Source organism: Teredinibacter sp. KSP-S5-2 (genome assembly GCF_032773895.1).
GTDB lineage: Bacteria > Pseudomonadota > Gammaproteobacteria > Pseudomonadales > Cellvibrionaceae.
In genome coordinates, this window is record NZ_CP120416.1 from 4,509,930 (window position 1) to 4,534,185 (window position 24,256).

Sequence of the window (24,256 nt, forward strand, 5' to 3'; positions counted from 1 at the left end):
GACAATTAAAAATTGGCGGCGCCTTTTACAAGCTCAGAGGCACCAGATTTTTCACCGTTTTCTTTACATTTTGGCGAATCGCCTTGGGCAGAGGAATCATTCCCTTATCCACAAGATAACCCTGCTCTCCCCAGGCTCGCTCACTGGTAAATTCCCGCAAGTATTCTTCGATACCCGGAATCACATTCACGTGCGCCTTTTTTACATACATATATAACGGGCGAGACACCGAATATCGGCCGCTGATAATCGCATCCATTGATGGCAAAGTCTGCTCAATCTTTGCTGGCTGCACCTTATCCAGGTTTTGTTCCAGATAGCTGTAACCAAAAATACCCAGGGACTCTGGCGAACGAACCAGTTTATTAACCACAACGTTGTCCTGTTCGCCGGAATCGATGTATACGCCGTCCTCACGAATGGCATGGCAGATGGCCTTGTAGCGAGATTTATTACTCGCCTTTAATGCTTTGACCCACGGGTATTTCTGACACCCGGCCTCCATCACCAACTCCGAAAAAGCATCACGGGTTCCCGAGGAAGGAGGTGGCCCGTATACCCTAATTTCCTGCTTGGGAAGCTTTGGGTTAATCTCATTCCAGGTTTTATAGGGGTTATCGATCAACGCATCTGCGAGCTCTCCTTGAGGAATCTGTTTCGCCAACGCCAGAAAAATCTCTTGCCGCGTAATTTCAAACTCTGGAGCCACAATAGAGTTAGCGATGACTATGCCATCGTAACCAACCTTTACTTCGAGGATTTCCGTTACCCCATGACGTCGGCACTTATCCACTTCAACCTGTTTTATTCGTCGCGAGGCATTAGCGATATCCGGGTAACCAACACCAATCCCCTTACAAAATGCGTCCAAACCACCGCCCGTTCCGAGCTGCTCGACTGTGGGCGTTTTAAAGGACGTCGTCCGGCCAAAACGCTCTGCCACCACTTTGGAAAAGGGGTAGACCGTCGATGACCCGACTATCAAAATCTGTTCCCGGCCTGAATAGGCCGCTTGTGACATAAACAATATTGCCAACAATAGCGCGCTTTGAAGTGTTTTAATCACAGGCAACTCCTTAAAGTAAACCTCAAGCTAAGCCGATACCGCTGACTGACTTTTACTCGGCCCGCCATAATATGAATTTTTTGTAACAGTTTTATTTCAGTAGATAATTTTTATCCATTTTGGCGTTTTTTAACCAAAAGGCGCCATTATTCGCCTGTGATTAACCATACAGACAAAATTTGGGAAAAACCCGGCTTTGTTAGGCAGGGAGTAAGCATATGGTTATACTCCCCGTACTGAGCTAAGGCTCTCGCCAAATCGAATAATAAAAAAAGACTATGACCATCCACTTCAATACCCCGGATACTTCCAGCAGCACCCCGGTTATCGCAGCCTGGTTACTCAAACTGGCCCGGCTTATAGATTCAGTAAACACCAAAATTGGCCAAACGCTATCCTGGCTTTGCGTACTTATGGCAATTACCGTAGGTATCGTAGTGTGTTTACGCGCTTACGGTATTGGCTCGATTGCATTACAGGAGTCCGTCACCTATATGCATGCCACCCTGTTTTTGCTTTGCCTAGCCTATACCGCCAAAGAAAACGGGCATGTCCGGGTCGACATCTGGTATAGAAAAGCTTCACGGATAAAGCAAACCTGGATCGATGTATTCGGTACCATCCTGTTTCAATTGCCATTCGCAGTATTTATCAGCGTCATCAGTTGGGACATGGTGATGAGATCCTGGGCTGACGGGGAAGTCTCGGCAGATCCCGGCGGTATTCCTGCAGTGTATTTGCTGAAAACTCTGATCCCCATTGCCGGAGCCTTAATAGCCCTCCACTCAATCAGCGATTTGATTCATAAGACCCTGATGCTGACATACACCCAAGCCGACGAAACCGGAGGCAAAGCATGATTGAGCTTATGCCTCTTTGGATGTTCTTATTCGTGTGCCTGGCATTAATGCTGGGCTTTCCCGTGGCCTTCACCCTGGCCGGAAGTTCGCTTTTATTCGCCGGTATTGGCATTGTGTTCGACATCTTTAATGCCAAACTACTTATGGCTTACCCCGACCGTGTGTTTGGCACGATGACCAATACCACGTTGATCGCGGTACCGCTTTTTGTCTTAATGGGCGTCATACTTGAGCGCTCCAAAATAGCCGAAGAACTATTGGAAAACATGGGGCAGGCACTAAGCCGATTTCCTGCCGGACTAGGTCTGGCCGTGGTACTAGTCGGCATGTTGATGGCCGCCAGTACCGGTATTGTTGGTGCCACGGTGGTCACCATGGGGCTCATGTCGTTGCCAACCATGTTAAAGCGCGGTTATGACACACCGCTGGCAACCGGCACCATATGCGCGACAGGCACTCTGGGTCAGATTATTCCCCCCTCCATCGCCCTGGTTTTACTCGGCGATATCCTGTCCAGCGCTTATCAGGAAGCCCAATTGAGCCTCGGTATTTACGACGCAGCGCCCGTATCTGTTGGCGATCTATTTATGGGGGCCATCATTCCCGGCATAGGTCTTGTCCTGCTGTACTTTGTCTATCTTCTGGTGATCGGAAAAATTTCTCCAGAGAAAGCGCCGGCCAATGTGAACAACGGCCAAACCGTCACTAAATTCAAATTATTACTCAGTATACTGCCGCCCATTGCGTTAATTTTGCTTGTGCTCGGCTCCATTATCACCGGCATGGCTACACCAACAGAGGCGGCTGGGGTAGGTGCCCTCGCGGCAGCGTTACTTGCCTTGATCAAAGGGCAGTTGAACCTGTCCATGCTCAAAGATGTGGTGCAATCCACCACCAAAGTTACCGCAATGGTATTTGCGATTTTATTGGGTGCCTCACTTTTCTCGCTGGTTTTCAGGGGCTTTGGTGGCGAACACCTGATTAGTGAATTTTTTAATTCATTACCCGGCGGCACATTTACCGCTGTTCTGGTGGTAATGGTGGTGATTTTCCTATTAGGGTTCATACTGGATTTTATAGAAATCACATTTGTTGTCGTGCCCATGATTGGCCCGGTACTCTTGGCTTCAGGGGTCGACCCCGTATGGTTAGGAATTATGATTGCGCTGAATTTGCAGACATCATTTTTAACCCCGCCGTTCGGCTTCGCACTGTTTTATTTGCGTGGTGTCGCCCCGGAAAGCGTTCCCACCAGTGCGATTTATCGCGGCGTGATTCCCTTTATTATTTTACAACTATGTATGTTGGTTGCCCTGGCTGTTTGGCCGGAAATGGCAACCTGGTTACCTTCTGTTATCAATCAGTGATGGAATATAAAAACCTATGTCAGACATCGATATCGATGAGGAACCACAACCTGTAGGAGACTTAGCTCTACAAACCCTGACCATGCCTAAAGATACCAACGCTAACGGCGATATCTTTGGTGGATGGCTAATGTCCCAGATGGATTTGGCTGGCGCGATCAGCGCGCGGGAAGTGGCCAAAGGCCGGGTGACCACGGTGGCGGTGGGGAATATGGCATTTTTACGCCCCGTACCTGTTGGCTGCACGGTCAGCTGTTACTGTGAAATATTGGAAGTAGGGCGGTCATCCATAAAAGTCATGATCGAAGTCTGGACCAAACACCCGGATGAATACATCCAGCAAAAAGTCACCGAAGGGGAATTTATCTACGTCGCCATCGACAATAACGGCCGAACCCGACCGGTGCCACACGAACGATAATTACCTACGGTTATTTCTCAGCATACTCCTCTAACAGCGTTAATTGCGCTCGGGTGTTTGCGGTGTGCGCTTGCCAAACCTCTGTCGCACGCTGCTTTTGACGCTCTAGGGCTCTACGATATTTTTTTTGCCAGGGCACTAAACCTGAAGCGGGTTCAACCAATGAAGTTTTATTCAGCCAGGAAGAGAACTTCGGGTTAGTCTGCGTAAACTCACCGTATGAGGCATGTGAGACAGGTCGAAGTTGATAACCTTGTTGATACATTGGCCGTACCACTACGTAATACCGTTCACCCGCGAGCAAAAATGCTTCCAGAATATGACTGGAAACTCCATCGGTACTGAGCAATAAATGTCGGCCAGGCTCAAAAAAGGCATATGTTTTCGAGTTGGGTTCGGCTACCGCAATCGCCTCATCCTGAGCACTGCTAACGTTATAAATGACGGAGTAGGGGTATTTGGCGGATCCGACTTTATCCGAAGGGCGAAGAAATACGATCTGAGCTTGTGTCTCATCTGGTTCGGGCAGGTTTTGGTCTTGAGTTTTCTTTGCTAAAACAGTTTTGTGCTTAGCCGAATCATCAAAACTAAAAAATGTTGTGCCACATGAACAAAGGCTGCCCGCCAACATCAAAACCAAAAGAACCTTCTTCACCCCAAACTCTCCTTTATTTTAATTTGTAACCACCGTGCTTAAATCAGCATTATTTTACGATGCGCATTCTGCCAGTCATCAAAAAGCAAATTATGCAACCTTGTAACAAAATGGATCAATAAAGAAGCGAATAACGCCACCAATTATGATGACGTTATCATTAGGGGAAGTTAACGCTTATTCAAATACGCTTTTTCGCTAATTTCGAGGTACTCATTTGCTCCTTTCAGGAAGCCCATATAAGAGCGATATACTTTGGCAAAGTGTGGATCTTTATCCGCCAATTCCTCGTATACCTCGACACTGGCCTGCTTGAATGCTGTTAAAACATCATCGGGAAATGGTCGAACATCCACCCCATGTTTTTCCACAAGTTCGACCAGAGCCGAGTTATTGCGCGCAGTGTACTCGTCCAGCATATCCTGGTTAACCATTCTTGCCGCAACCTCAATCATTACCTGTAAATCCTCCGGTAGAGAATTATAGGCATCCTTATTGACGATAATTTCCAAGGTCGGGCCCGGTTCATGCCAGCCAGGGTAATAGTAGTATTGGGCAATCTGGTGAAAACCAAACGCCAGGTCATTGTATGGGCCAACCCATTCAGTGGCATCAATCACACCAGATTGCAATGAAGTATATAACTCACCCCCAGGAATATTTACTGCGGTACCCCCTGCACGGGTAAATACTTCTCCCCCCAGACCGGGGATGCGCATTTTTAACCCTTTAATATCGTCCAGCGAATTAATTTCCTTATTGAACCAACCACCCATTTGCACACCCGTGTTGCCCGCGGCAAATGGAATCAAATTATAGGGTTCGTAGGTTTCTCTCCAGAGTTCCAAACCACCACCGTAGTGCAACCAGCCATTAAACTCCTGAGCATTCATACCGAAAGGTACAGCCGTGAAAAAAGGTGCTGCCGGAATCTTGCCCTTCCAGTAATACGCCGCGCTGTGGCCCATTTCGACACTGCCAGACGAAACCGCATCAAACACACCCAACGCCGGCACAATTTCATTGGCACCATGCACCGTAATTTGCAGGCGGCCATTGCTCATTTTGTTCAACTTCTCGGCAAAATTTTCTGGAGCCAGCCCCAAACCTGGAAATTTCTTCGGCCAGGTCGTCACCATCTTCCATTGATACACTTTCTGTTGTGTCGATTGATCAACCGATTGTTGAGAAAAAACACCATGCTGTTCAACAGCAGAGCGGGACACCAAAGTTGCAAACAGCGCTGTGACGGTCAGCAACAAAATGACAATAACCACGGGCATCCAAACAGGGGTATATCGCGCTTGCATAAGCTTTAGCCTTATTTTTATTCGATTGCAAAATGCGGATTTTGTACAACAATGCAGTATATTGGATACAAATGCACTTGTGACTGATTGATTGGTACAGAGATATTGCGATTTGTTGAACTATTATACAGGTTGATTCAAACCTGCTGACACGCACTCTTTACCAGTAGAGATAATAATGAATAAGCATATCGGATCCCAGGCTCTTTGGGTATTTATTACACTACTTACATTAATGTCCCTTGCGTTTGCTGCGACATACAGCCCCGGCAAGCCGATATACGCAGCCAAGTTGCTGGCACTGGATGGCCTGAATGAAAAACAAACTCAGAAAACTGTAAATGACTGGCAACAGTTGGGCATTCAACAAATCTTTGCTCTGGACCATATCTATCAGCTCCCGGAGTTCAGGAAACAATTAGCGAAAACAAATATCAAACCCTGGCTGATACACCAAACCTTTTTCAGTAACCACAACGACTTGTCTCAAACTCCCGATTGGTTTGCCATTACCGAAACCGGCCAATACGCACAAGACAACTCCAAAGAAGGTAATTGGCTGGCAATGGCTTGCCCAAACAATGCCGATTACAAACAACAAAGCATAGAGAGGGCCGTGAAACAGGTCAAAGCCTGGCAGCCTTACGGCTTAAGCATCGACTTTATTCGTTACTTCGCCTTTTGGGAACTCAGCCATGTTAAAGGGCATGAAGGCTACGATGGGCATAATGACCCCCTTATCGACAGCTGTTTCTGTGACACCTGTATGCAGCTCTTTTTCCAATATCTCAACATGGAAAAGCCAAAGGCATTAACCACACCAACACAATTGGCCAGCTGGATTCACGACAACAAACAAGATGAATGGGTAAATTTTAAAGTCCAAACCATTACCTCAATGGTAAAAGACTTGGTAACAGCGGTTAAACAGGTTAAGCCCGATATCAAAATTAATATTCACGCCGTCCCGTGGTTGGCAGGTGAACACAATAACGCCGTTCAACGCATTACCGGACAGAGCATTAAAGAACTGGCTCCGTACGTGGATTATGTTTCCCCTATGGCCTATGCCGAAATGATGCTTAAGCCTGCCCGTTGGATGCACGATCTGGTCATCGACATGAAACAACAGTGTTCAAATCAATGTGAAGTCATACCCGCCTTTCAAGTGAGCGAAATGTATGATTCAGGCGAAATAACGGAAAAGGAATTTCAATCCTACATTCGGGAGGCCAGTAAAGCCCCCTCAGCCGGAGTTGTCTTCTGGCCGTGGGAAACACTGACGCAACAGCAAAAGAACTACATCAAAACCTTAACCCGGTAGCCTTCGTTACCGGGTCGTGAATGATTACTTTTTCTTATCACGAGTTAAAACTTAAATAGCCAGCTGTAGTGTCATCTTCTCCACTCACAACACACCCTCTTTAATCATAATTCGTGTCAAAAAAGCCGCTTTCAATCGCCACCAATATCTTGTGCTAACCTTAATATGCATTGGGGTAATAAGAATAACCATACAAATGTTTAATGAAGCGCCAAAAATCAGCACAGAGTTAAAACTTGTGGCTTTATTAAGCCTTCCAAGACTGGAGAAAGAGCAACTTAACCAGGTGGTCGCGCTCATTCAAAGAGTCGATGTCGAAAAAATAAAGCAACTTATTGATCACCATAGAACCTGGCCGTGCGTGTTTAAAAACTGTCAACGGTTCAATATTCCGCTGTTTGACATTGATTATGCCAAAGAACTCGCAGAGAGGTTTGAGCGCCACAAGCAAACCTGTTTGAAGCAATTTAAAGCTCTGGGTGAGATTAAAAAGCTTTTTCGTGAGCACGGTATACCGGTAAAAGAATTTAAAGGAATTCCGTTGGCCAGAGAACTATATGGAGATATTACCCTAAGGCAATCAAGGGATCTGGATGTGCTAATCTCTGAGGATAAACGAGACATAGCCCATGAGTTATTGCAAGATAATGGGTACAAATGTCCACATTACGATTATCTCTCAAATAAAAAACAAAAAGATTTATTGGATTTCCATAAAGACAGAACGTATATCGCACCCAATGGGATCACCATAGAAGTACATACGCGAGTATGTGGATACAAAACTGACTTTTCTAATTGTGCAAGTCAACGCTTTTTAGCCTCGTTTAGCGATGAAGAGAAAATAATAATTCAATTATTTTATTACTGTTGGCATGGTTCCCATACATTATTTCACAGACTTAAGTGGGTATGCGATATAGCGCTATTTATTACTAAACACAAAACATTTATTGAAGGAAATATCGATTCTATCCTGGCTAAGAGTCATCGTTTGGATGTAAGTCGAGACTTTATAAACGGCTATTATTTGGCTGCAATTATATATCGTTTAGAGGTTCCAACCAGGCTAAAACAGCAATATCAATCTAGTTGGCTATCAAAAATAAACAGTAAACTCTGCCTCTACTATATGGAAAATCCTGCTAAACAAAATACCATTTTGTTTAAGCTTATTCTATTTTACTTTGAAGTCCTTACCCCCCGAAAAAGCAGTAATATATTTAAAGTACTAACTCAAAGGCTCAAGCCTACTCATATTGATTTGACAACTCTACCAAACTGCCCTTCAGCTTTATACGTTTTTATCAGACCCTTTACTTTGTTGTACTACTATAAGCTCGGAAAGGGGAGATAATGGAGGATAAAACGCACCAGGAAAAACCGTCCCTAAAGTTAAATAGTAACGACTATCTCTACCTATTATGCATCCCAACTATATTAACCTTATTAATAATAGTTTTTATAAATCGTAGTCCAAGCTATCAGGTGAACGCCACCATAACTTTATCCAATATCGAAAGCTTTTCGTCAATCAAAGGAAAGAATTTGAAAGGACTGGATCGTCCAGTCAGACGCATGATTCGAATGCAACAGCGACTTATGTTGTCCAACAACAGAACAACTCAAGCTGAACGCTTGGCAACACTAAAATCAAGAAGTTTTTTCGAAAGCTACATCGATAGCCATGAAGTAAAACCGCTGCTATTTCCCAAAAGGTGGGACAATGAAAAAGAGACTTGGAAATCTCGAAAACGCGGAATCGTAGGTATTATCCGAACCTATTTCGAAGAAGATCAAAGAAAAGTAAGTAATCGAGAACCAAGAACATTTCTCGCAGTTAAAATATTGAAAAATAAGTTCAGAGTAAAGATCGAAGCGAAAACCGGATTAATATATATCTCGTCGAGGTGGAAATCTGCTGAAATTGGTGAAAAAATTACTAACGAGATAATTAACTATGCAAACATATATATTGCAAACCAAAAGAGAGATACATTAGAAAAACAGATTAGACAAACTAATTTGCTATTAGAAAAAAGCCAGCCTCATAGCATACGACGTTTTTTAAATGCCAATTTAACCGCTTATCAACATGGATTAGCGTTTAACGATCCAGAATTTAACCCATCGTTTAAGGTACTCATTCCAGCTTATGCACCGGAGGAGCCAACGCTTAGGTTTCCCAAACTTAGGCTATTATTGGTACTTATTGTCGGATTTATTTCGACTTATCTATGGATTATGGTATCGAAGCTGAGAAAATTCGATAAGGGCTTACAACAAAAAAATAAGGCATCGCTGAACAACTCGACCTCATCAGTGACACCCTATACGAGCTCCTAGTTTCTTGGAGGATAATAACCATCAAATGCAATGCAGAAATTCACAGCAGCATAAGGTTGTCTATTTTCGTGTGGTACACTTTTTCCAGCCAGATTTAATGCATCATCATCCATCGACGCATTCGGGGTTGCATCGTCGGAAATGAAGTTGATGTTTTCTGCCTCTGATCCTCGGTCTACCCCCATATATAAATTTGCTTGAGGCGTTCCAGACGTCCCTGATACTCTGACACCCATCATCACATGATCATGACTGGGAATTTCATTGACATCCAGTTGATAAGCAATTAAACCCGATTTTTCCCCTATGAAATGTGGATTCAATCCTGGACCAGTTCCCCAATGCATAGGCGCTCGACCTTGCAAATCCGGCAGCCTCATCTCCGTATGGCCATTACCACCATAGATATTCCCGATCACCGAAAAAAGCGTCGGATTCTGACTAATAGATATATATGAGCCGTCGCACATCGCCCAATTTCTGGGCGCAAACTGACAAGCGAACATGCATATTTCTCCAATAAATGGATCTGCCATTATCTTTCCTCCTAGTTCCTATTCGGGTACGTGCCCAATGTACAGATAATAAAACTGACACACTGATAGGGCATAAGATTGTAATGCGTTTGGCTCCCACCGCTGTATGCAATGGTGTCGGTATTCAACGTTTGTTTTTTGGTAGGATCGTCCGGTTCTCCAGTGTAAGGCATATCACCATCTATTTGTGATGCTAGCACTGCTCCCGAAGGATAGGGGGTAGATGCCTCTTGCGCGTTAACTTGAAGTGAATGACTGTGATTTGGGATGTCATTCAAGGTCAATACTACAGACTGCTCGCCAAAACGTTGCCCCATAATTCTCGGTGTTAGTCCAGGGCCCATACCTTGATGGACTGGAATCCTGCCACGCATATCCGGAAGAGCAAAGTCATTACGCCCGTCACCGCCATACGCCGTTCCCAATAAGGAATATAAAGCACTGTTGTTCACGATAGGTAGTAGCGTGCCGATACATAAGGCCCAATTCCTGGGCGCAAAGTTACCGCCAAACATTCTAATTTCTCCTAAGTAAGGATCGCTCATATTTATTCCTCCTTTAAACTAGTTTCGTGGCGGGAAAATGCCGGTTAAGGCGATACAAAAATTCACCACCGTGGATGGCTGCACATTATTATGGTGTCCACCACCACCGTTTGACGAAACACTATTTGGATTCAATCCTACTAAACTGTTATTTGTCGGACCATAAAACGGAGTAGGTACTTGGGCGGTAGCATTTAAAGCAGTTGCCAAGTGATTGCTCGCAAATGTTTTGCTATTTGCATCGCTTGTTGAACAGCGTACTTCATGGGTATGCGCTCCCATCTCATCCATCGTTAACTGAACACTTTCCACGCCACCTTTAGATCCAAAATCTACGAAGTCGCCTTGTATTTGCCCAACACTCACCGGTGTTCTACCTCGCATATCAGGCAAATTAAAATCTGTCGTGCCATTTCCTCCATAAGTTATGCCCAATAACGCATAAAGAGCTTGATTATCGTTAATAAGCAATGATTGACCGTCGCATTTTGCCCAACCAACCGGTGCCCAGTTAAATCCCCACATTCGCATTTCACTAATAAAGGGTTCTGCCATTTTTATCTCCTTATTTTCTTTACATAACAACCATTGAGATTCAAACTACACGTTAAAAAAAGGATTCCTAACTGTGAATGATCGTATTTTGTCCGACAGAATTTCGCTACGCTTACACACTCACAGCGACATCATATTTATGCGAGATCTTTACGCATCAATTAGAGAAGACGAACTTGCACTCACTAATTTTAGCGAAGCGGAAAAAGTCGCATTTATTGCACAACAGTTTGCGGCTCAATACCAACACTATATTCAAAACTACAATACCGATTTTTTTAATATTATCGAACTTGATAACCAGGCAATTGGTCGCTTTTTCGTTGATTACTGGCCAAATGAAGTTCGCGTTGTCGATATAGCGATCATGCCTAAGTTTCGAAATAACGGTATTGGTAGCTATTTATTCAATCGCATTTTCGCCGAGGCCACCGAACTTCATAAACCCGTTACGATTCACGTAGAGCGGAATAATCCAGCCAAAAAACTCTATGAACGATTAGGCTTTACCGATAAAAGCCAAACCAATGAAATATATATTCTTATGGAGTGGCAACCATCAGGTTAAACAATATTTCAGGCTTCCGCTAAGTTGGCTCTTTCTCGAGTCACAACGGTTTCATAACTCGTCTGGCTATTGGGTACCAAAAAAAGTTGTTTCTCACCAAACAATTCATGCTTAAACGAATAGGTGCCTTGCGGAATGTGAAATCCATCGGATCCGATATAAGACGCGGTGAACGCTTCCCATTGTTCACCATCAATTTTATTTTTAGTAACACTTGAAAGAGTAAGCTGCACTTGGTTACCTTGTTTGTCTGTAACCGTGATCTTTTCACCAATAATGGATGTTAAATTACGAAAGTTGTAGGAATCCATTTAAATGCCTTTGTTATAACTTTGATCAAACGTATTAATAACCAGACTAGCTTATAAAAAGTAAAACAGAAGGCAGGTAAATGAGATTGGCATTCGTCTCATCTGATGGACGCAATTTAATACAGTATTTTTTCTAATAAGAAATACTATAAAGGAAGTTTTATGTGTTTTCTTGTGCAGATTTTCTCTTGTAAAGCAATATTGGCATTGCCATCAATGAGAAGATGAATTCTGTCGTTTTTGCCCATATTCTTCACATAGTGTTCACGATCGGCGTCGATATACCACAACTCGCCGGATTGCATTGGCACAGATTGTCCTTCAACAAAAAATGCGACTTCAGTGGAAGTCGCTATAGGAATATGTAAACGTATTTCACCGTAAAACAATCCAACACCTCTGTCTCGATGCGGTAATATTTCTGCACCTGATCTAAGGCGCATAAATCGCACGGAACGAACGGGGAAATCGACTGTATCCAACCAGTGTTGAATCAGAGGAAATAGTTGAAGAGCGGGCAGATTTTTCCAGGCAGACGCATTGGCGGCTTCCTCCCCTTCGTGACTGAACGCTTGTAGAATTGGATGGGAGTCAACATGACAGGTTAGACAACGTAATGGGTAGACATCCCATTCTCCAGCATAGGCTCGCGTGTTAACATGGGGCAACCAATCATTCAATGTAGCAAGCGTATTAAGGATCTGATTTAACGCATGTTCATTAAACACGTTCCCCAGGTAACAACTTACAGGACCTCTGTTCGATTCGATATCCGTTTTCATACAAAATCACCCGTTGATCTGCGTGAGCGAGCGTCGCTTTATTATGTGCGATAATCACGATGGTAAGCCTACCGTGAATATGATCTAACGCTTGCTGTATTTTTTTTTCATTCATCTCGTCTAAAGCGCTTGTTGCCTCATCCAATATTAACAACTGCGGTTTAGTCAATAACGCCCTTGCCAATGCTAGGCGTTGCCTCTCTCCACCCGATATGGTTATGCCTCTATCTCCGATAATGGTGTCCAGACCAAGAGGTAATGCAGCAACAAATTGATCTAACGCCGTTATTTTTAGTACTTGCCAAATTTCTTCATCGGTTACCTCAGGCACAACCCACGACAAGTTCGTCCGAAGACTATCGTGAAAAAGAAATGTATCTTGCGTGACATACGCGACATTGTTACGCCATAAACTCTGGTTAATAGTGGTGATAGGCTGATCGTCGCAGTACAGATATCCGCTCGATGGCATCAACAGTCCGGCTAGTATATCTGCCAAAGTAGATTTACCTACGCCGGATTCGCCCATCAACGCCAGCGTTTGGTTTTTCTCTACAGTGACGGAAAAGTTATCGATCGTCGGTTTATTTTTTCCTGGATGAGTATAGGAGACACTGGATAGTTTAAGACATCGCTCAAAATATAAGCTCGCTTCTTCTTGTTTCGCCTCTTCTTGGACCGCTCTTAACGCTTTTTCTATCCGATACACATCTTCGATGGCGGGGACACTATGTAACAACTGTTGGACGTTTTTTTGCATCGCCGAGAGCAAAGGCATAAATCGAGAAAAAACGATAAGTATCAAAAGAATAGAAGAGAGCGGCACTTCAATAAGGTTAAAGGAGGTGTAGAAAAAAACGCTAAGTATCACCACGGACAACACCAAATAACTCCACTGTGACAGCGCATGTATTTTGGTAACGTGTAGACGTTGATCCTCCAATTGTGAACTGACGGTGCTCAACTGTTCCGAGAAATACGCTTCTCGGCCAAAACTCTTTATTATTTTAATGTTCATAAGTTGTTCAGACAGCATTTGAAATATCGCCTTGAATCCCATCAATTCTTTATGTCCAGACTGAAAAATCAATCGATTGAGAGGAAGCAATACTCCCACCAATACCAGCGAAAATGCCAAGGCGAGCATGCTCATTTGCCAAGACAATGCCAGAGCAAATACCACGATGCTCACCCCCGTCACCAATTGACTAATGAGCGAAAACATAAGATTAGATGTATGACCCAATGTCTGAATCTGCCCAGTTAGACCATGAATGAAATCGGACATTTTACAGGACACGAGAAACTGCCAGTGACTGTTCACGAGCTGTTGATATAGACGAAGACGTAAATATTTAATGTAGGATTGTTGCAAACTTACCGTATTCACAGTAAGTAGGTATCGAATAGTAGCAATACTACTGATTAGAAGAATATAGACGACTAACACCTGCCATAAGGAGAGTTCTATTCCCTCGTCGCGTACGAACCTTCTAATCGAATCAGAAAGACCAACGTCGCCCGCACTGCCCAGCTGAATGCCAATTAGATGAAGTAGCGGAATGATAAAAAGCAAACCGATCCCAGCACTCAAATTCTGCAAAATCATTAAGCACAAAATTGCATTTTGCTTTGCGGGTGCAAAGCGGTAGAAATTAGCAAAAGCCCGCTTCAGGGTATTAAAGCTGCTGCTGTTCAGCATGGCGTGCTGCTTGTTGTAGGAGGGGATAAAAAAGTCGCCACGACAGGATACGCTCGGTGTCCCTCTCGGCCCACAATAATCCAGGGACCAACTTTCACCCAAACATGTGCCTTCATCGGTTGATCAGGCATACCTGTAAGACGAGTCCCCATATGTAAAACGTAGGGTATGTTATACATCCCCAATAATATACGCGCCAACACCGCTTGGACAAAACACTTAGATTTCCAAGGTGTGTATTTACATACCGACTCAATAATACGCCCAATTCGCCAGGCCAACCGCAGTTGCTCTTGCGATACGAGCGATGAGAGTAAAAAATTTCGGTAATAATGGCCGAGAAAGCGGGAGTAGATATTGAACGGGAGGGACACAATCATTAAACGAACAACGCCGCTAGCAGGGAAAGCGAATAGCAACCAACATTTTTCTTGCCACGGCAATGCCATGAAGCGTTTAACTATTTGGCGCCCTTTTTTTCCCACAACGTCTACTAACGGATCAACTATAAAATCGATTAGTCAGTTACCATAATAATGCTTTGTTCATTCAACGAGTTGAGAAATGCAATCACTTCTGATTGGCATTGGCTCAAAGACACATCGTATTCTTCAGTTAATCGATCACATAACTCCGCTACACTGAGCGGGGTATCAATATGCTCCCATATTTTACTGCCAATGGTATTCAAACCATAATAGTTCCCGTTTTCGATGCTCATCATCACAGTTTCACCATCAATGTTTGCTTCGACGATTTCTGAATTTCTCTGGGCTATACTGGACAGTGTTACCGACATAACCATATTCCTAAATAATTATTATGGGTGTGTAAGTTAATAGTTCATTTATGTGTCAAACGCAAATTTGAATGCTTACCCGTTTTGGAATACAACCATAAAGAGGCAAGGCACAAGGGAACATGAGCGCTATTTATGCAGTTTTCTCCAACAAACAGCGTGTTGAACTCACTGTTAAACAGATGCGTCAAGCCTCAGATTATTGGCAGCCAGATAACACCAGTTACTGGTTTAGCGAGACGAACGATGCAGGATTGGGGAAGGGCTTATTGCTCAACACCAGGGATTCCACCCACGATGGTGCGTATTATTGGCGCGAAAAAAAGCTGGCCATCACAGCCAATGCCCGCTTAGATAACCGAGCGGTATTGATGGAGATGTTGTCCCTCGATAAAAAATCACACGTATTCACCGATAGCCAAATAATTCTTCACGCCTATTACGCGTGGGGTAATGAATGTGTTCAACATCTCAAGGGTGACTTTGTTTTTATCATTTTGAATGAGCTAGAAGACTCAGTTTTTTGCGCTAGAGATCATTTTGGAGTTAAGACCTTATTTTACTCAGAAAACCCTGATGGTCTTATGCTTACCAATGAACATCGGGCTTTTTATACTTCCGAATGGTGTGAAAATATTCCTCCTGATCAGGAAGAGGTGTTATCTCATATTTGGTCGATGTCTCCCCAGCATTTCGAATCACCCAACAAACATATCAAACAGCTTCCACCAGCGCATATTCTAGAATACAGCAAAAAGAACGGATTGATTGTTCGCCGCTACTGGCGATTAACACCCAAGAACGATTGGCAGGATCTGAGTGACGAAGCGTTGTTGAACAAATTCAAAGAGCTGTTCTCGCAAGCTGTTTCACGTCGTTTAGACTCCCAATTTCCTATCGGTACAGAATTGAGTGAGGGGTTAGATTCAAATGCCGTTACAGGCTATGCAGCTAAACTGCTTAAATCACAACCGCTATATACATTTTCCTTTGATTGCATTCATCCTGTTTCAGACCAGCAAGGAGAATGGTCACGAACATATCGCGATATTCTCGACATGATTGATATGCATAACAACCTTATCCCTATATGGCAACAAGAACAGGCTTTCAATCGATATGCATATATAAACAAAGGTAACAACACTCTATTTAGACATCTAGGTGGTGTCTTTCCTTTTGTTGGAGGACGATTTATCCGTTCTCATTTAGCTGGACAACAGGGTATTCGTGTTTTGCTTTCCGGGTGGGGAGGAGATCATTGCGTTACCAGTTACGGCGATCAATATGCCTACGATCTGTTACGCAACATGAAATTATTTCAGCTTCTTCAACTGCTGACAACACAATATGAACGAGGTAGGTATTCCAATCCGACATTAGCATTAGTTCGAGTACTTATCAAAGGCCTAATACCAAAGCGTATTTTGGCGTCTTGTTCAACTTTAACAGCATTGCTTCAAAAAGATGTTAGAGTTGAAAATCATTTTTTGCATAGTAAGTGGTCATACATATATGCTCAAAGAGCACAGCGTAAGAGAAGCGACTCCTTTAAAACTACCGTGCAAGATAAAGAACAATATGAAATTTATGAGCTCGGGTTAACGAATATCCTTACTCAGTCAGAGTTATATGGACGAATGAGTCGATTAGAATACCGATTCCCCATGCTTGATATTGATCTTGTTGAATTTTGTCACAGCTTGCCCGCCCGAATAAAGATACACAACGCCATTGAACGGTATCCAATACGCTATATTTTGAATAATTACACAACCGAAAAAATTAGATGGCGCATAAAATCTGATGCGATTTATCCTAAAACGTACAGAGAGAGGAATTTGTTTAGATACAAGCATGAGTTATCGGATAGGCTGCAACAAAGTGAACTGGCTAAAAGTCTATGTAACATAAGCAAAATACAAAAATGCCTTGACTCATTAAACCCATTTTATGTTCGAGCTTTGGATTACCTCATAAATACAGAGAAATTCTATTTCTCCAGCGTAAGGAAACAACTTGATTAGAACAATCTTATTTTTTTACTTATTGGAATCTATGACACGTAATAGCTCATTCAAAGCTATCGAGGATTTAGATATCTTTGAGGTTAATTTGTTGTAAGTTGAAATATTTTTACTAACGAACTTGATTATATGAAATGTAGCATCTATAACCTAATATGGTAAAAATGTGATTATTGGCCAAGGAGCTTTATATGATTACAGATTCGGAAAATATTTCACCTAATCTGGCGAATTTAGACGATAACAAAAATAAAACGAAGCAACTGTGGAATACGCCAAAGCTTACAACGCTTGGCATGGAAAGAGCAGAAGGTAAAACTTATAACACCACAGCAGAAGTAACAACAGACTCAGGGCCGTCTTGAATATAATTAGTTCAATATGACCAATTTCGGATTAAAAGGGCTGAAGACAATAATAATGTACATGACTAGTTCTTTGGTTTCCGACATCGTTTTTGATCGTTTTATACCAACTGTTAACCAAGTCTAGTTGATCATTATCTAATCGTTGTCAAGTTTCAATATATATCTTGGTGATATTAAAATAAAAATTATCATACAACACACCAATGTTTTTGCTTAAAATGGTGATGCAATGAGAATCTATACTGCTTTTGGACTATATATCGAAAGCGACATCGAACTTCCACCGTTAGCTATGTGTTATCAAGCAAAAGCTGATATTGTGATTCGACTAGCAGCGGTTAGTTATTCAGGTTTACTCACTCCAGTGGTAGTTAAACCCTTCAGTCAAACTGCTCCGAACGAGTTATGGTTTCACGTACCGGGAATCGCTTGGTTTTATGTCTTCAATGGGAATACTGTCCACATCATGCCAGAAGAAAATGCTGACATGCAGAGTATCCGTTTGTATGTATTAGGTACCTGTATGGGCGCCATTATGCATCAACGTAATCGGTTAATACTTCATGGTAATGCCATTCGGGTTGGCAACGAGTGTATAGTGTTTGCCGGTAACTCTGGAAATGGCAAGTCCACACTGGCAACAGCCTTTTATAAAAGGGGTTACCAGATATTATCCGACGACCTGGCGGTATTAGATGATAGTTTTAAAGTTCAACCGACTTATCCACAAATAAAAATTTGGCAAGATACTGCGAATAAATTTGATATCGACACTCAAGCGCTTACACGCATTCGCTACCATGTAGAAAAATTTGCGCTACCGTTAAACACCGACGGCTTTTGTGATACACCTTTACCGGTTAAAAGAATATATATACTCAAAACACATAACAAAGATACAGTTGACCTCGAAACCATTCGAGGTATGGATAAGTTCATGCCGTTAAAAGCACAGACATACCGCTACGGTCATCTCGAAGGTTTGGGTTTGAAACCCCAACACTTGAAAATTTGTTCAGAACTGGCGAATAAAGTAGAGTTAAAAAGAATCACTCGTCCCAAGCAAAAATTTTGTGTCGATGCATTAGTCAACATAATCGAAAAAGATCTTGAGCAAGAAAAATGTGTCGCTTGATGCAAAATACACAAAGACATAGTACAGAATTCTATTGGCTTGTTTCTTACCCAAAGTCGGGTAACACTTGGGTTCGTTTATTTCTTACGAACCTTATTTATGGGTCGGATAAACCTATTGATATCAATCAGATTGATGCTGGAACCATAGCCAGTGCTAGAGAGTGGGTAGAGCAGGCTTTGGATTTCGATATTAACGAGTTAAGTCACGACGAGATCGATCTACTGCGGCCAAAATGCTATCAGTGGTTATCCGAGCATACTTCGATCGAATCAGAAGAGAAATACCATAAAGTACACGATGCATATACATATGTTAAAACTGGTATTCCGTTGTTTCCTATGGAAGCAGCTAAAGGCGTAGTTTACATTGTCAGAAACCCACTGGATGTCGCGATTTCTTTTTCTCACCACTTAAATTGTTCGCTAGATAAGGCAATTGACAATATTATTGACCCAAATTTTTGCTTTTGTGACACAACTAGTAAGTTTTTCCCTCAATTTAGGCAGAAACTATTGGACTGGTCCGGCCACGTTAATAGCTGGTTGCATGCCAACATAGCCAATATATTAATTTTAAAGTACGAAGATCTTGTCGATGACCCAGAAACGCATTTTGCCAGATTAGCATCCTTTCTCGGTATTACCACAACCCATCAGGAGCTACGATCAGCTATCCAGAACTGTTCGCTTAAGCTATTGCAATCTCAAGAAGACGAATTCGGGTTTATCGAACGCCCCGCAGCATCTCAACGATTTTTCAGGAAAGGTCTGGTTGGTGAGTGGCAATCTACATTATCTCCGCAACAAGTAGCAAAAATCGTGGATACCCAAGGTCAAACAATGAAAAAGCTTGGTTATCTGGACGACAAGACTATGTCAGTCAGTACAGGCACCGACACAGAAGCACTAATAATGGAGTAGGGAACACCTATGTGTAGAATTATTGTTGCTGTTCTTTTTATAGCATCAACTAATAGTTACTCCGGTAGCTACGATGTTCACTCCTATGCAAATGGCAGTATTTTCGCTGCAAAGTATGAAGAGACAGGATTTAAAGACGATATAACATTTAACTCTGTTTACGGCAGGTTTGGCGCAACTATTGATCTGTATGTATCCATGGAATGGCGAATAGGCACCTCATTGCAAGATGAAAGTTTTGAAACTGACGAAGCAAGTGTAGATATTAGTCTGGATACATTTTATGGCGGTTATTTGTTGGGTCGTATCCCGGTCACTAACCATATTTCACCGTATGCGGTTATTGGTTACACGGAAAGTAAGTTTGACTTTAACAACGGCGACTTTTCTATGGCACTGGAAAAGTCGGACACTTCCTTCGGTTTGGGTGTGGATATTTTTGTAACCAAACGCTGGGGGATTAATGCTGAGTATATGCGCTATATAAAGGAAGATGGCATAGAACTTTCTGGACCATAGTTAGGGTATATCTATTTCTTTTAGTGTCAGCTTGTTGTTTTCGAAAGCTGTTAAAAAATAGTCCATCAGCTTGGTTGAGTTTAACTGATGGACTTCCACTCCCCAATTGAAATTGCCTTCTAATAACACGATGCCCTGATCACTGATAGCTAGATCCCAACCAACTGTCCTGACATCTGGACAGATATTGTGAGCTGCTTTGGTAAATGCTTTTATACTTTCCCAGTCGGGTAAGCGTTTTTCGTTCAGCAGGTTTAAAAGGTTTTTGATGGTGCTATCCTTGATCGGTAGCCGTTTAATTTTGTCTATTTTCCCAGTATTGGCGTTAATATACATAGGAATGATTCGACTGTTGTTCTTACCCGTAGGGAGCTCTAAAACTGCACAGAGAGGGTATACATCTCCCTTAGTTCTACCCGTAATGAGTCGAATAACGATAAGGTCTGTATCTACACCCAAAGATGTAAACCAAGCACTATTTTTCAATAAATGCTGGATTAAATAGCTTCGCTTACTAAGTTGACCTTGAATAAAACTCTGTATGCAATCAGCACTAGTGAGTGTTTGGGTATTTGGTTGTTCTAACCGGTACTTGTCTCCGTTTTTTATGTAATTCAAAACAAAGCAGTTTTGCTTTCGACTTCCATTTATAGGTTTAAAAAAAAGCGATTTCTTCTGAAACAATATACTCTCATTCGGCTTTCCGTCGATAAATGTCTTTTCGACCTGTGGCACGGAAGGCAAATCAGCAAGTTGAAGCTTTTCAGCAAAAAACTTTTTATCCGTTAAAAATGCTCGACTCTCCGCACTAAATTGTTGGGAGAAAGCCTGGTGCCAAGCGGGTAATTCATGGGTATAAATAAAGTCCGGCCATTGGTGTTTATTATTCAAATACAGTTGATATCGATAATAGAAACGCGGCGGTACCGAGTGAAGCAAAGCATGTTTTAACACTCCAAGAAATTGCTTCAAGTATGTAATGTGATATTCATCTTGGATTTGCTTTCTATTTCGCAACCAACAAGTCATGCACTGCCACCAACTATTAAACATATACCAGCAGAAAAAGCTGAGAACGGCGACAGGTAGCCAAATGATTTGAGGCGATTTTTTTAAGCGGTGAAATAACACACGTTTGTGGAGTTGGATACTTTTATGATCGGAGAACAGATAGCGCCAGCTGAGAACGGCGCAAGGGTGCTTGGGTAAGCAATACTGTTTGAGTCTACGTCGCCATACATCACTGAGCATGGTTTTTTACCGGCGTTTGAAGCAAATTATTTTTATTGATTAGATTGGTTCTCTACCCAACACTTCGAGGAGAACCAATCTAATCTACACAGCTTAGCTTAATGGCTCCAGTTTTGCGTATTGCAGTACCAGCCATTTAATTCCCTCGGTATTAAATTTAACCTGAACCCGCGCGCCATTACCCTGACCTTCAAATTGCAAAATTGTGCCTTCGCCAAATACTTGGTGAAACACCTGCTGGCCAAGCCCCAATCCTGGGTAATCTTGAGTTATCTCCGCAGTATTGACCTTCTGCGCATAGGAAACAGGACGGGATATGGCCGACTTGATTCTCACTTCCTGAATATATTGGTCTGGAATTTCCCGCACAAACCGAGACAGCGCATTAAAGGTGTCTGTGCCATGCAGGCGTCGACATTCTGCATAGGTCATCACCAGTTTTTCCATGCCCCGGGTGATTCCTACATACGCCAGTCGACGCTCTTCTTCCAGCCGACCAGGTTCTTCGGCGGACATTTTGTGCGGAAACAAACCTTCTTCCATCCCGGCTAAAAATACTAACGGAAACTCCAAGCCTTTAGCCGAATGCAGGGTCATCATTTGCACCGCATCTTCAAAGTCATCGGCTTGCGCATCACCAGCGTCCAGCGCTGCGCTGTCCAGGAACTCCTGCAATGGCGTCAGGTCACTTTCTTCTGCTTCAAAGGCTCGACAGGCGTTTACCAATTCCTGCAAGTTTTCCACACGAGCCTGGCCTCGTTCACCTTTTTCTTTTTGATGGAAATCCAACAAACCACTGTTGCGAATAACGTGTTCTGCAATATCCGCCAAAGCCATACCGGTAGTGGCTTCCTGAAGTTCATCCAGTAAAACCAAAAATCCTTTAAGCGCGTTAGTCGCTCGCGCTGTAAATACCCCGTGATTGACTGCACCAACGGTGGCCTGAAACATAGAGCAACCTTGTTCCCGAGCCATCATGCGGATGTCATCCTGAGTTTTGCTGCCGATACCACGGGTGGGCGTATTAAAAACCCGCTCAAAAGCCGCATCATCGTGTCGATTACCCAACAACCTCAGGTATGCCAGAGCATTGCGAATTTCCATACGTTCATAGAAACGTTGGCCGCCATATATCCGGTAAGGCATCCCATCGCGTAAGAACGCTTCTTCCAGTACCCGGGACTGGGCATTGGAACGGTACAATATGGCTGCATCGCTGTAGTTATTACCTTGGTTTACCCAAGTCCGAACACGATCAACAATATAACGCGCTTCATCCTGCTCGTTAAAAGCAGCGTACAAATCAATGGGCTCTCCGTCAGCATCAGAGGTCCATAGGGATTTACCCATCCGATCAGCATTATTCTCGATCACCGCATTGGCGGCTTTTAAAATTGTTCCTGTGGAACGATAGTTCTGTTCCAAGCGAGTGATTTCTACTTGCTCGAAGTCTTTTTCAAACTTTTGAATATTTTCGATTCGCGCACCGCGCCAACCATAAATGGACTGGTCATCATCCCCCACAGCAATCACTTTGCTGGTTTGGCCCGCCAAAACTCGCAACCAGGCATACTGTACGGCATTGGTGTCCTGAAACTCGTCCACTAATATGTATTTAAAACGGTTTTGATAATGCTTGAGTAGGTTGGCATCTTTCAGCCACAACTCGTGGGAACGTAACAGTAACTCGGCAAAATCCACCATACCACCACGTTCACAGGCTTCTTCGTAGGCGGCATATACCATCTTCATGGTGGTTAAATAGGGGTCATGACCTTCGGTAATGTGCTGTGCCCGTACCCCTTCATCTTTCTGACCGTTAATAAACCACTGGGATTGCTTAAATGGCCAGCGGCTATCATCCAGGTTCAATGCTTGATAAACCCGTTTTACTACACGGAGCTGATCATCACTATCGAGAATTTGGAAGTTTTCCGGTAATCCCGCTTCATGCCAATGAGATTTAAGTAACCGATGGGCAAGGCCATGGAATGTTCCCACCCACATACCTCGCAACATGGAACCGCCCGGAGCAGCCTGCAGCAAGGAAGACAAGCGTTCTCGCATTTCCCGAGCAGCCTTATTGGTAAACGTTACCGCCAGAATTTCATGAGGTGACACACCTTCCACTTGTACCAACCAGGCAATACGGTGAACAAGTACGCGGGTTTTACCACTACCAGCGCCAGCAAGTACCAGTTGATTTGTGGGGGGCGCACAAACGGCCTGCCGCTGCGCATCGTTTAAGTCATTGATAAGTTCGTTTACGTCCATGGGCGGGAATTGTACCAGAGACGGATAAGAAAAAAGGGCCCTTAGAGCCCTTTTTTATGTATATTTATACAGATGTTATGTTTAGTGGACTTTTTCTTCCGCATCCATTATTTGTATACCACCTTCAGGCGTATTGGTTTTTTTAACTTGCTCTGGCGGGTTACCAACAATGACATCGACACCTGATACCCTCAAAAGCCTCTCGCCTTCATGTTCCGTCTCGAAACTCAAAGCTATAGAGTAATACCCGTCTTCTTCAGTGGTAACAGGAATAGTGATAGATAGGTCACCCTTACCAATTTCATATACCCAGCTCGTTACTTCAGGGTTAAGCCCTTCGGCCTTAATCAATTCAGCTTTGAGTACACCGGCTTTCAACCCTGTTGCGATACTTAGCACAATTTTTTCTGCGGAATAAGCCGGCAGGCGAATGGGAGAGACTGTCCGAATGACGACATTCGCACCTGGCTTTACATATTTCTCAGAATGCACTTCATGCTGTTCGTTAACTGCATCAACCGTCCCGGGGGATTGCTTGGAACAACTGCATAACAGCAAGCAAGCGGACGACAATACCAGGACAAGCTTTTCTTTTTTTAGAAGAAGGGTCAT

26 protein-coding genes are annotated in these 24,256 nt (G+C 43.2%); 12 read left to right on the plus strand and 14 right to left on the minus strand.

What is annotated here, in order from left to right; translation table 11 throughout:
• Positions 1-25: 25 nt before the first annotated feature.
• On the minus strand, positions 26-1,066 hold the full coding sequence (locus P5V12_RS19235; protein ID WP_316954698.1) for a substrate-binding domain-containing protein: 1,041 nt from the start codon (positions 1,064-1,066) through the stop codon (positions 26-28).
• Between the two features lie 278 nt (positions 1,067-1,344).
• Between P5V12_RS19235 and P5V12_RS19240 the strand changes: the two genes are divergently transcribed.
• Genes P5V12_RS19240 through P5V12_RS19250 form a run of 3 tightly spaced genes read left to right on the plus strand, consistent with a single transcriptional unit; the run spans position 1,345 to position 3,714 of the window.
• Positions 1,345-1,926 (plus strand): TRAP transporter small permease subunit, encoded by a 582-nt coding sequence (locus P5V12_RS19240; RefSeq protein WP_316954699.1) that lies wholly within the window; start codon positions 1,345-1,347, stop codon positions 1,924-1,926.
• Positions 1,923-3,293 (plus strand): TRAP transporter large permease subunit, encoded by a 1,371-nt coding sequence (locus P5V12_RS19245; protein WP_316954700.1) that lies wholly within the window; start codon positions 1,923-1,925, stop codon positions 3,291-3,293. Before P5V12_RS19240 ends, P5V12_RS19245 begins: the two co-directional genes overlap by 4 nt.
• Positions 3,294-3,309: 16 nt before the next feature.
• Positions 3,310-3,714 (plus strand): acyl-CoA thioesterase, encoded by a 405-nt coding sequence (locus P5V12_RS19250; protein WP_316954701.1) that lies wholly within the window; start codon positions 3,310-3,312, stop codon positions 3,712-3,714.
• A gap of 10 nt (positions 3,715-3,724) precedes the next feature.
• Here P5V12_RS19250 and P5V12_RS19255 read toward each other — a convergent pair whose 3' ends face one another.
• Both P5V12_RS19255 and P5V12_RS19260 read right to left on the minus strand, forming a co-directional pair.
• The gene (locus tag P5V12_RS19255; protein WP_316954702.1) at positions 3,725-4,369 is read right to left on the minus strand and encodes a hypothetical protein; all 645 of its coding nucleotides are present in this window, start codon (positions 4,367-4,369) and stop codon (positions 3,725-3,727) included.
• Positions 4,370-4,539: 170 nt separating this feature from the next.
• Positions 4,540-5,679: a TRAP transporter substrate-binding protein gene (locus tag P5V12_RS19260; protein WP_316954703.1), complete on the minus strand. Its 1,140-nt coding sequence runs from the start codon at positions 5,677-5,679 to the stop codon at positions 4,540-4,542.
• Between the two features lie 178 nt (positions 5,680-5,857).
• On the opposite strand from P5V12_RS19260, the gene P5V12_RS19265 reads away from it, so the two are divergent.
• The 3 genes from P5V12_RS19265 to P5V12_RS19275 all read left to right on the plus strand — a co-directional run bounded on the left by P5V12_RS19265 (position 5,858) and on the right by P5V12_RS19275 (position 9,349).
• Positions 5,858-7,003, plus strand: a complete 1,146-nt coding sequence (locus P5V12_RS19265) for a poly-beta-1,6-N-acetyl-D-glucosamine N-deacetylase PgaB (RefSeq protein WP_316954704.1) — start codon at positions 5,858-5,860, stop codon at positions 7,001-7,003.
• A 196-nt stretch (positions 7,004-7,199) separates the two neighbouring features.
• The gene (locus P5V12_RS19270) at positions 7,200-8,360 is read left to right on the plus strand and encodes a nucleotidyltransferase family protein (RefSeq protein WP_316954705.1); all 1,161 of its coding nucleotides are present in this window, start codon (positions 7,200-7,202) and stop codon (positions 8,358-8,360) included.
• Positions 8,360-9,349 (plus strand): hypothetical protein, encoded by a 990-nt coding sequence (locus P5V12_RS19275; protein WP_316954706.1) that lies wholly within the window; start codon positions 8,360-8,362, stop codon positions 9,347-9,349. The genes P5V12_RS19270 and P5V12_RS19275 overlap by 1 nt, the downstream gene beginning before the upstream one ends.
• Here the strand turns inward: P5V12_RS19275 and P5V12_RS19280 are convergent.
• The 3 genes from P5V12_RS19280 to P5V12_RS19290 are packed head-to-tail and all read right to left on the minus strand — an operon-like array spanning position 9,346 to position 10,985.
• The gene (locus tag P5V12_RS19280; protein WP_316954707.1) at positions 9,346-9,885 is read right to left on the minus strand and encodes a phage tail protein; all 540 of its coding nucleotides are present in this window, start codon (positions 9,883-9,885) and stop codon (positions 9,346-9,348) included. The genes P5V12_RS19275 and P5V12_RS19280 overlap by 4 nt on opposite strands.
• 11 nt (positions 9,886-9,896) lie before the next feature.
• Positions 9,897-10,430, minus strand: coding sequence for a phage tail protein (locus P5V12_RS19285; RefSeq protein ID WP_316954708.1), 534 nt, complete (start codon positions 10,428-10,430; stop codon positions 9,897-9,899).
• Positions 10,431-10,448: 18 nt separating this feature from the next.
• Positions 10,449-10,985, minus strand: coding sequence for a phage tail protein (locus tag P5V12_RS19290; protein WP_316954709.1), 537 nt, complete (start codon positions 10,983-10,985; stop codon positions 10,449-10,451).
• 73 nt (positions 10,986-11,058) lie between these two features.
• On the opposite strand from P5V12_RS19290, the gene P5V12_RS19295 reads away from it, so the two are divergent.
• On the plus strand, positions 11,059-11,553 hold the full coding sequence (locus tag P5V12_RS19295; protein ID WP_316954710.1) for a GNAT family N-acetyltransferase: 495 nt from the start codon (positions 11,059-11,061) through the stop codon (positions 11,551-11,553).
• Between the two features lie 8 nt (positions 11,554-11,561).
• Here the strand turns inward: P5V12_RS19295 and P5V12_RS19300 are convergent, their stop codons facing one another.
• From P5V12_RS19300 to P5V12_RS19315, 5 genes are all read right to left on the minus strand, one after another.
• The gene (locus tag P5V12_RS19300; RefSeq protein WP_316954711.1) at positions 11,562-11,864 is read right to left on the minus strand and encodes a DUF6916 family protein; all 303 of its coding nucleotides are present in this window, start codon (positions 11,862-11,864) and stop codon (positions 11,562-11,564) included.
• 146 nt (positions 11,865-12,010) lie between these two features.
• Positions 12,011-12,646, minus strand: coding sequence for an aspartyl/asparaginyl beta-hydroxylase domain-containing protein (locus P5V12_RS19305; RefSeq protein ID WP_316954712.1), 636 nt, complete (start codon positions 12,644-12,646; stop codon positions 12,011-12,013).
• Complete coding sequence (locus P5V12_RS19310; protein ID WP_316954713.1) at positions 12,585-14,450, minus strand: ABC transporter ATP-binding protein; 1,866 nt, start codon at positions 14,448-14,450, stop codon at positions 12,585-12,587. Before P5V12_RS19310 ends, P5V12_RS19305 begins: the two co-directional genes overlap by 62 nt.
• Entirely contained in the window at positions 14,342-14,797 is a 456-nt protein-coding gene (locus P5V12_RS21820) for a lasso peptide biosynthesis B2 protein (protein ID WP_410483303.1), read from the minus strand. The genes P5V12_RS19310 and P5V12_RS21820 overlap by 109 nt, the downstream gene beginning before the upstream one ends.
• Before the next feature lie 68 nt (positions 14,798-14,865).
• Positions 14,866-15,147 (minus strand): lasso peptide biosynthesis PqqD family chaperone, encoded by a 282-nt coding sequence (locus tag P5V12_RS19315; protein ID WP_316954714.1) that lies wholly within the window; start codon positions 15,145-15,147, stop codon positions 14,866-14,868.
• Between the two features lie 122 nt (positions 15,148-15,269).
• On the opposite strand from P5V12_RS19315, the gene P5V12_RS19320 reads away from it, so the two are divergent.
• The 5 genes from P5V12_RS19320 to P5V12_RS19340 all read left to right on the plus strand — a co-directional run bounded on the left by P5V12_RS19320 (position 15,270) and on the right by P5V12_RS19340 (position 20,119).
• Positions 15,270-17,174 (plus strand): asparagine synthase-related protein, encoded by a 1,905-nt coding sequence (locus P5V12_RS19320; RefSeq protein WP_316954715.1) that lies wholly within the window; start codon positions 15,270-15,272, stop codon positions 17,172-17,174.
• A 191-nt stretch (positions 17,175-17,365) separates the two neighbouring features.
• Complete coding sequence (locus P5V12_RS19325) at positions 17,366-17,539, plus strand: hypothetical protein (protein WP_316954716.1); 174 nt, start codon at positions 17,366-17,368, stop codon at positions 17,537-17,539.
• Positions 17,540-17,771: 232 nt separating this feature from the next.
• Positions 17,772-18,677, plus strand: a complete 906-nt coding sequence (locus tag P5V12_RS19330; RefSeq protein ID WP_316954717.1) for a hypothetical protein — start codon at positions 17,772-17,774, stop codon at positions 18,675-18,677.
• Positions 18,677-19,600 carry a sulfotransferase domain-containing protein gene (locus P5V12_RS19335; protein ID WP_316954718.1) on the plus strand — a complete coding sequence of 308 codons (924 nt, stop codon included), beginning with the start codon at positions 18,677-18,679 and terminating at the stop codon, positions 19,598-19,600. The genes P5V12_RS19330 and P5V12_RS19335 overlap by 1 nt, the downstream gene beginning before the upstream one ends.
• Positions 19,601-19,609: 9 nt before the next feature.
• The gene (locus P5V12_RS19340) at positions 19,610-20,119 is read left to right on the plus strand and encodes a porin family protein (protein ID WP_316954719.1); all 510 of its coding nucleotides are present in this window, start codon (positions 19,610-19,612) and stop codon (positions 20,117-20,119) included.
• Here the strand turns inward: P5V12_RS19340 and P5V12_RS19345 are convergent, their stop codons facing one another.
• The 3 genes from P5V12_RS19345 to P5V12_RS19355 form a co-directional block, all read right to left on the minus strand.
• Complete coding sequence (locus P5V12_RS19345; protein ID WP_316954720.1) at positions 20,120-21,148, minus strand: sugar-transfer associated ATP-grasp domain-containing protein; 1,029 nt, start codon at positions 21,146-21,148, stop codon at positions 20,120-20,122. It abuts the gene before it with no gap.
• Positions 21,149-21,463: 315 nt separating this feature from the next.
• Positions 21,464-23,644 (minus strand): DNA helicase II, encoded by a 2,181-nt coding sequence (gene uvrD, locus P5V12_RS19350; RefSeq protein WP_316954721.1) that lies wholly within the window; start codon positions 23,642-23,644, stop codon positions 21,464-21,466.
• Between the two features lie 81 nt (positions 23,645-23,725).
• Positions 23,726-24,256 (minus strand): hypothetical protein, encoded by a 531-nt coding sequence (locus tag P5V12_RS19355; protein WP_316954722.1) that lies wholly within the window; start codon positions 24,254-24,256, stop codon positions 23,726-23,728.

Excerpts from the sequence above, each read along its gene's own strand:
- P5V12_RS19240 (WP_316954699.1), top strand. The coding sequence starts at position 1,345 with ATGACCATCCACTTCAATACCCCGGATACTTCCAGCAGCACCCCGGTT.
- P5V12_RS19245 (WP_316954700.1), top strand. The coding sequence starts at position 1,923 with ATGATTGAGCTTATGCCTCTTTGGATGTTCTTATTCGTGTGCCTGGCA.
- P5V12_RS19250 (WP_316954701.1), top strand. The coding sequence starts at position 3,310 with ATGTCAGACATCGATATCGATGAGGAACCACAACCTGTAGGAGACTTA.
- P5V12_RS19260 (WP_316954703.1), bottom strand. The coding sequence starts at position 5,679 with ATGCAAGCGCGATATACCCCTGTTTGGATGCCCGTGGTTATTGTCATT.
- P5V12_RS19265 (WP_316954704.1), top strand. The coding sequence starts at position 5,858 with ATGAATAAGCATATCGGATCCCAGGCTCTTTGGGTATTTATTACACTA.
- P5V12_RS19270 (WP_316954705.1), top strand. The coding sequence starts at position 7,200 with ATGTTTAATGAAGCGCCAAAAATCAGCACAGAGTTAAAACTTGTGGCT.
- P5V12_RS19275 (WP_316954706.1), top strand. The coding sequence starts at position 8,360 with ATGGAGGATAAAACGCACCAGGAAAAACCGTCCCTAAAGTTAAATAGT.
- P5V12_RS19280 (WP_316954707.1), bottom strand. The coding sequence starts at position 9,885 with ATGGCAGATCCATTTATTGGAGAAATATGCATGTTCGCTTGTCAGTTT.
- P5V12_RS19285 (WP_316954708.1), bottom strand. The coding sequence starts at position 10,430 with ATGAGCGATCCTTACTTAGGAGAAATTAGAATGTTTGGCGGTAACTTT.
- P5V12_RS19290 (WP_316954709.1), bottom strand. The coding sequence starts at position 10,985 with ATGGCAGAACCCTTTATTAGTGAAATGCGAATGTGGGGATTTAACTGG.
- P5V12_RS19300 (WP_316954711.1), bottom strand. The coding sequence starts at position 11,864 with ATGGATTCCTACAACTTTCGTAATTTAACATCCATTATTGGTGAAAAG.
- P5V12_RS19305 (WP_316954712.1), bottom strand. The coding sequence starts at position 12,646 with ATGAAAACGGATATCGAATCGAACAGAGGTCCTGTAAGTTGTTACCTG.
- P5V12_RS21820 (WP_410483303.1), bottom strand. The coding sequence starts at position 14,797 with ATGGCATTGCCGTGGCAAGAAAAATGTTGGTTGCTATTCGCTTTCCCT.
- P5V12_RS19315 (WP_316954714.1), bottom strand. The coding sequence starts at position 15,147 with ATGTCGGTAACACTGTCCAGTATAGCCCAGAGAAATTCAGAAATCGTC.
- P5V12_RS19320 (WP_316954715.1), top strand. The coding sequence starts at position 15,270 with ATGAGCGCTATTTATGCAGTTTTCTCCAACAAACAGCGTGTTGAACTC.
- P5V12_RS19325 (WP_316954716.1), top strand. The coding sequence starts at position 17,366 with ATGATTACAGATTCGGAAAATATTTCACCTAATCTGGCGAATTTAGAC.
- P5V12_RS19330 (WP_316954717.1), top strand. The coding sequence starts at position 17,772 with ATGAGAATCTATACTGCTTTTGGACTATATATCGAAAGCGACATCGAA.
- P5V12_RS19335 (WP_316954718.1), top strand. The coding sequence starts at position 18,677 with ATGCAAAATACACAAAGACATAGTACAGAATTCTATTGGCTTGTTTCT.
- P5V12_RS19340 (WP_316954719.1), top strand. The coding sequence starts at position 19,610 with ATGTGTAGAATTATTGTTGCTGTTCTTTTTATAGCATCAACTAATAGT.
- P5V12_RS19345 (WP_316954720.1), bottom strand. The coding sequence starts at position 21,148 with ATGACTTGTTGGTTGCGAAATAGAAAGCAAATCCAAGATGAATATCAC.
- uvrD (WP_316954721.1), bottom strand. The coding sequence starts at position 23,644 with ATGGACGTAAACGAACTTATCAATGACTTAAACGATGCGCAGCGGCAG.
- P5V12_RS19355 (WP_316954722.1), bottom strand. The coding sequence starts at position 24,256 with ATGACCCTTCTTCTAAAAAAAGAAAAGCTTGTCCTGGTATTGTCGTCC.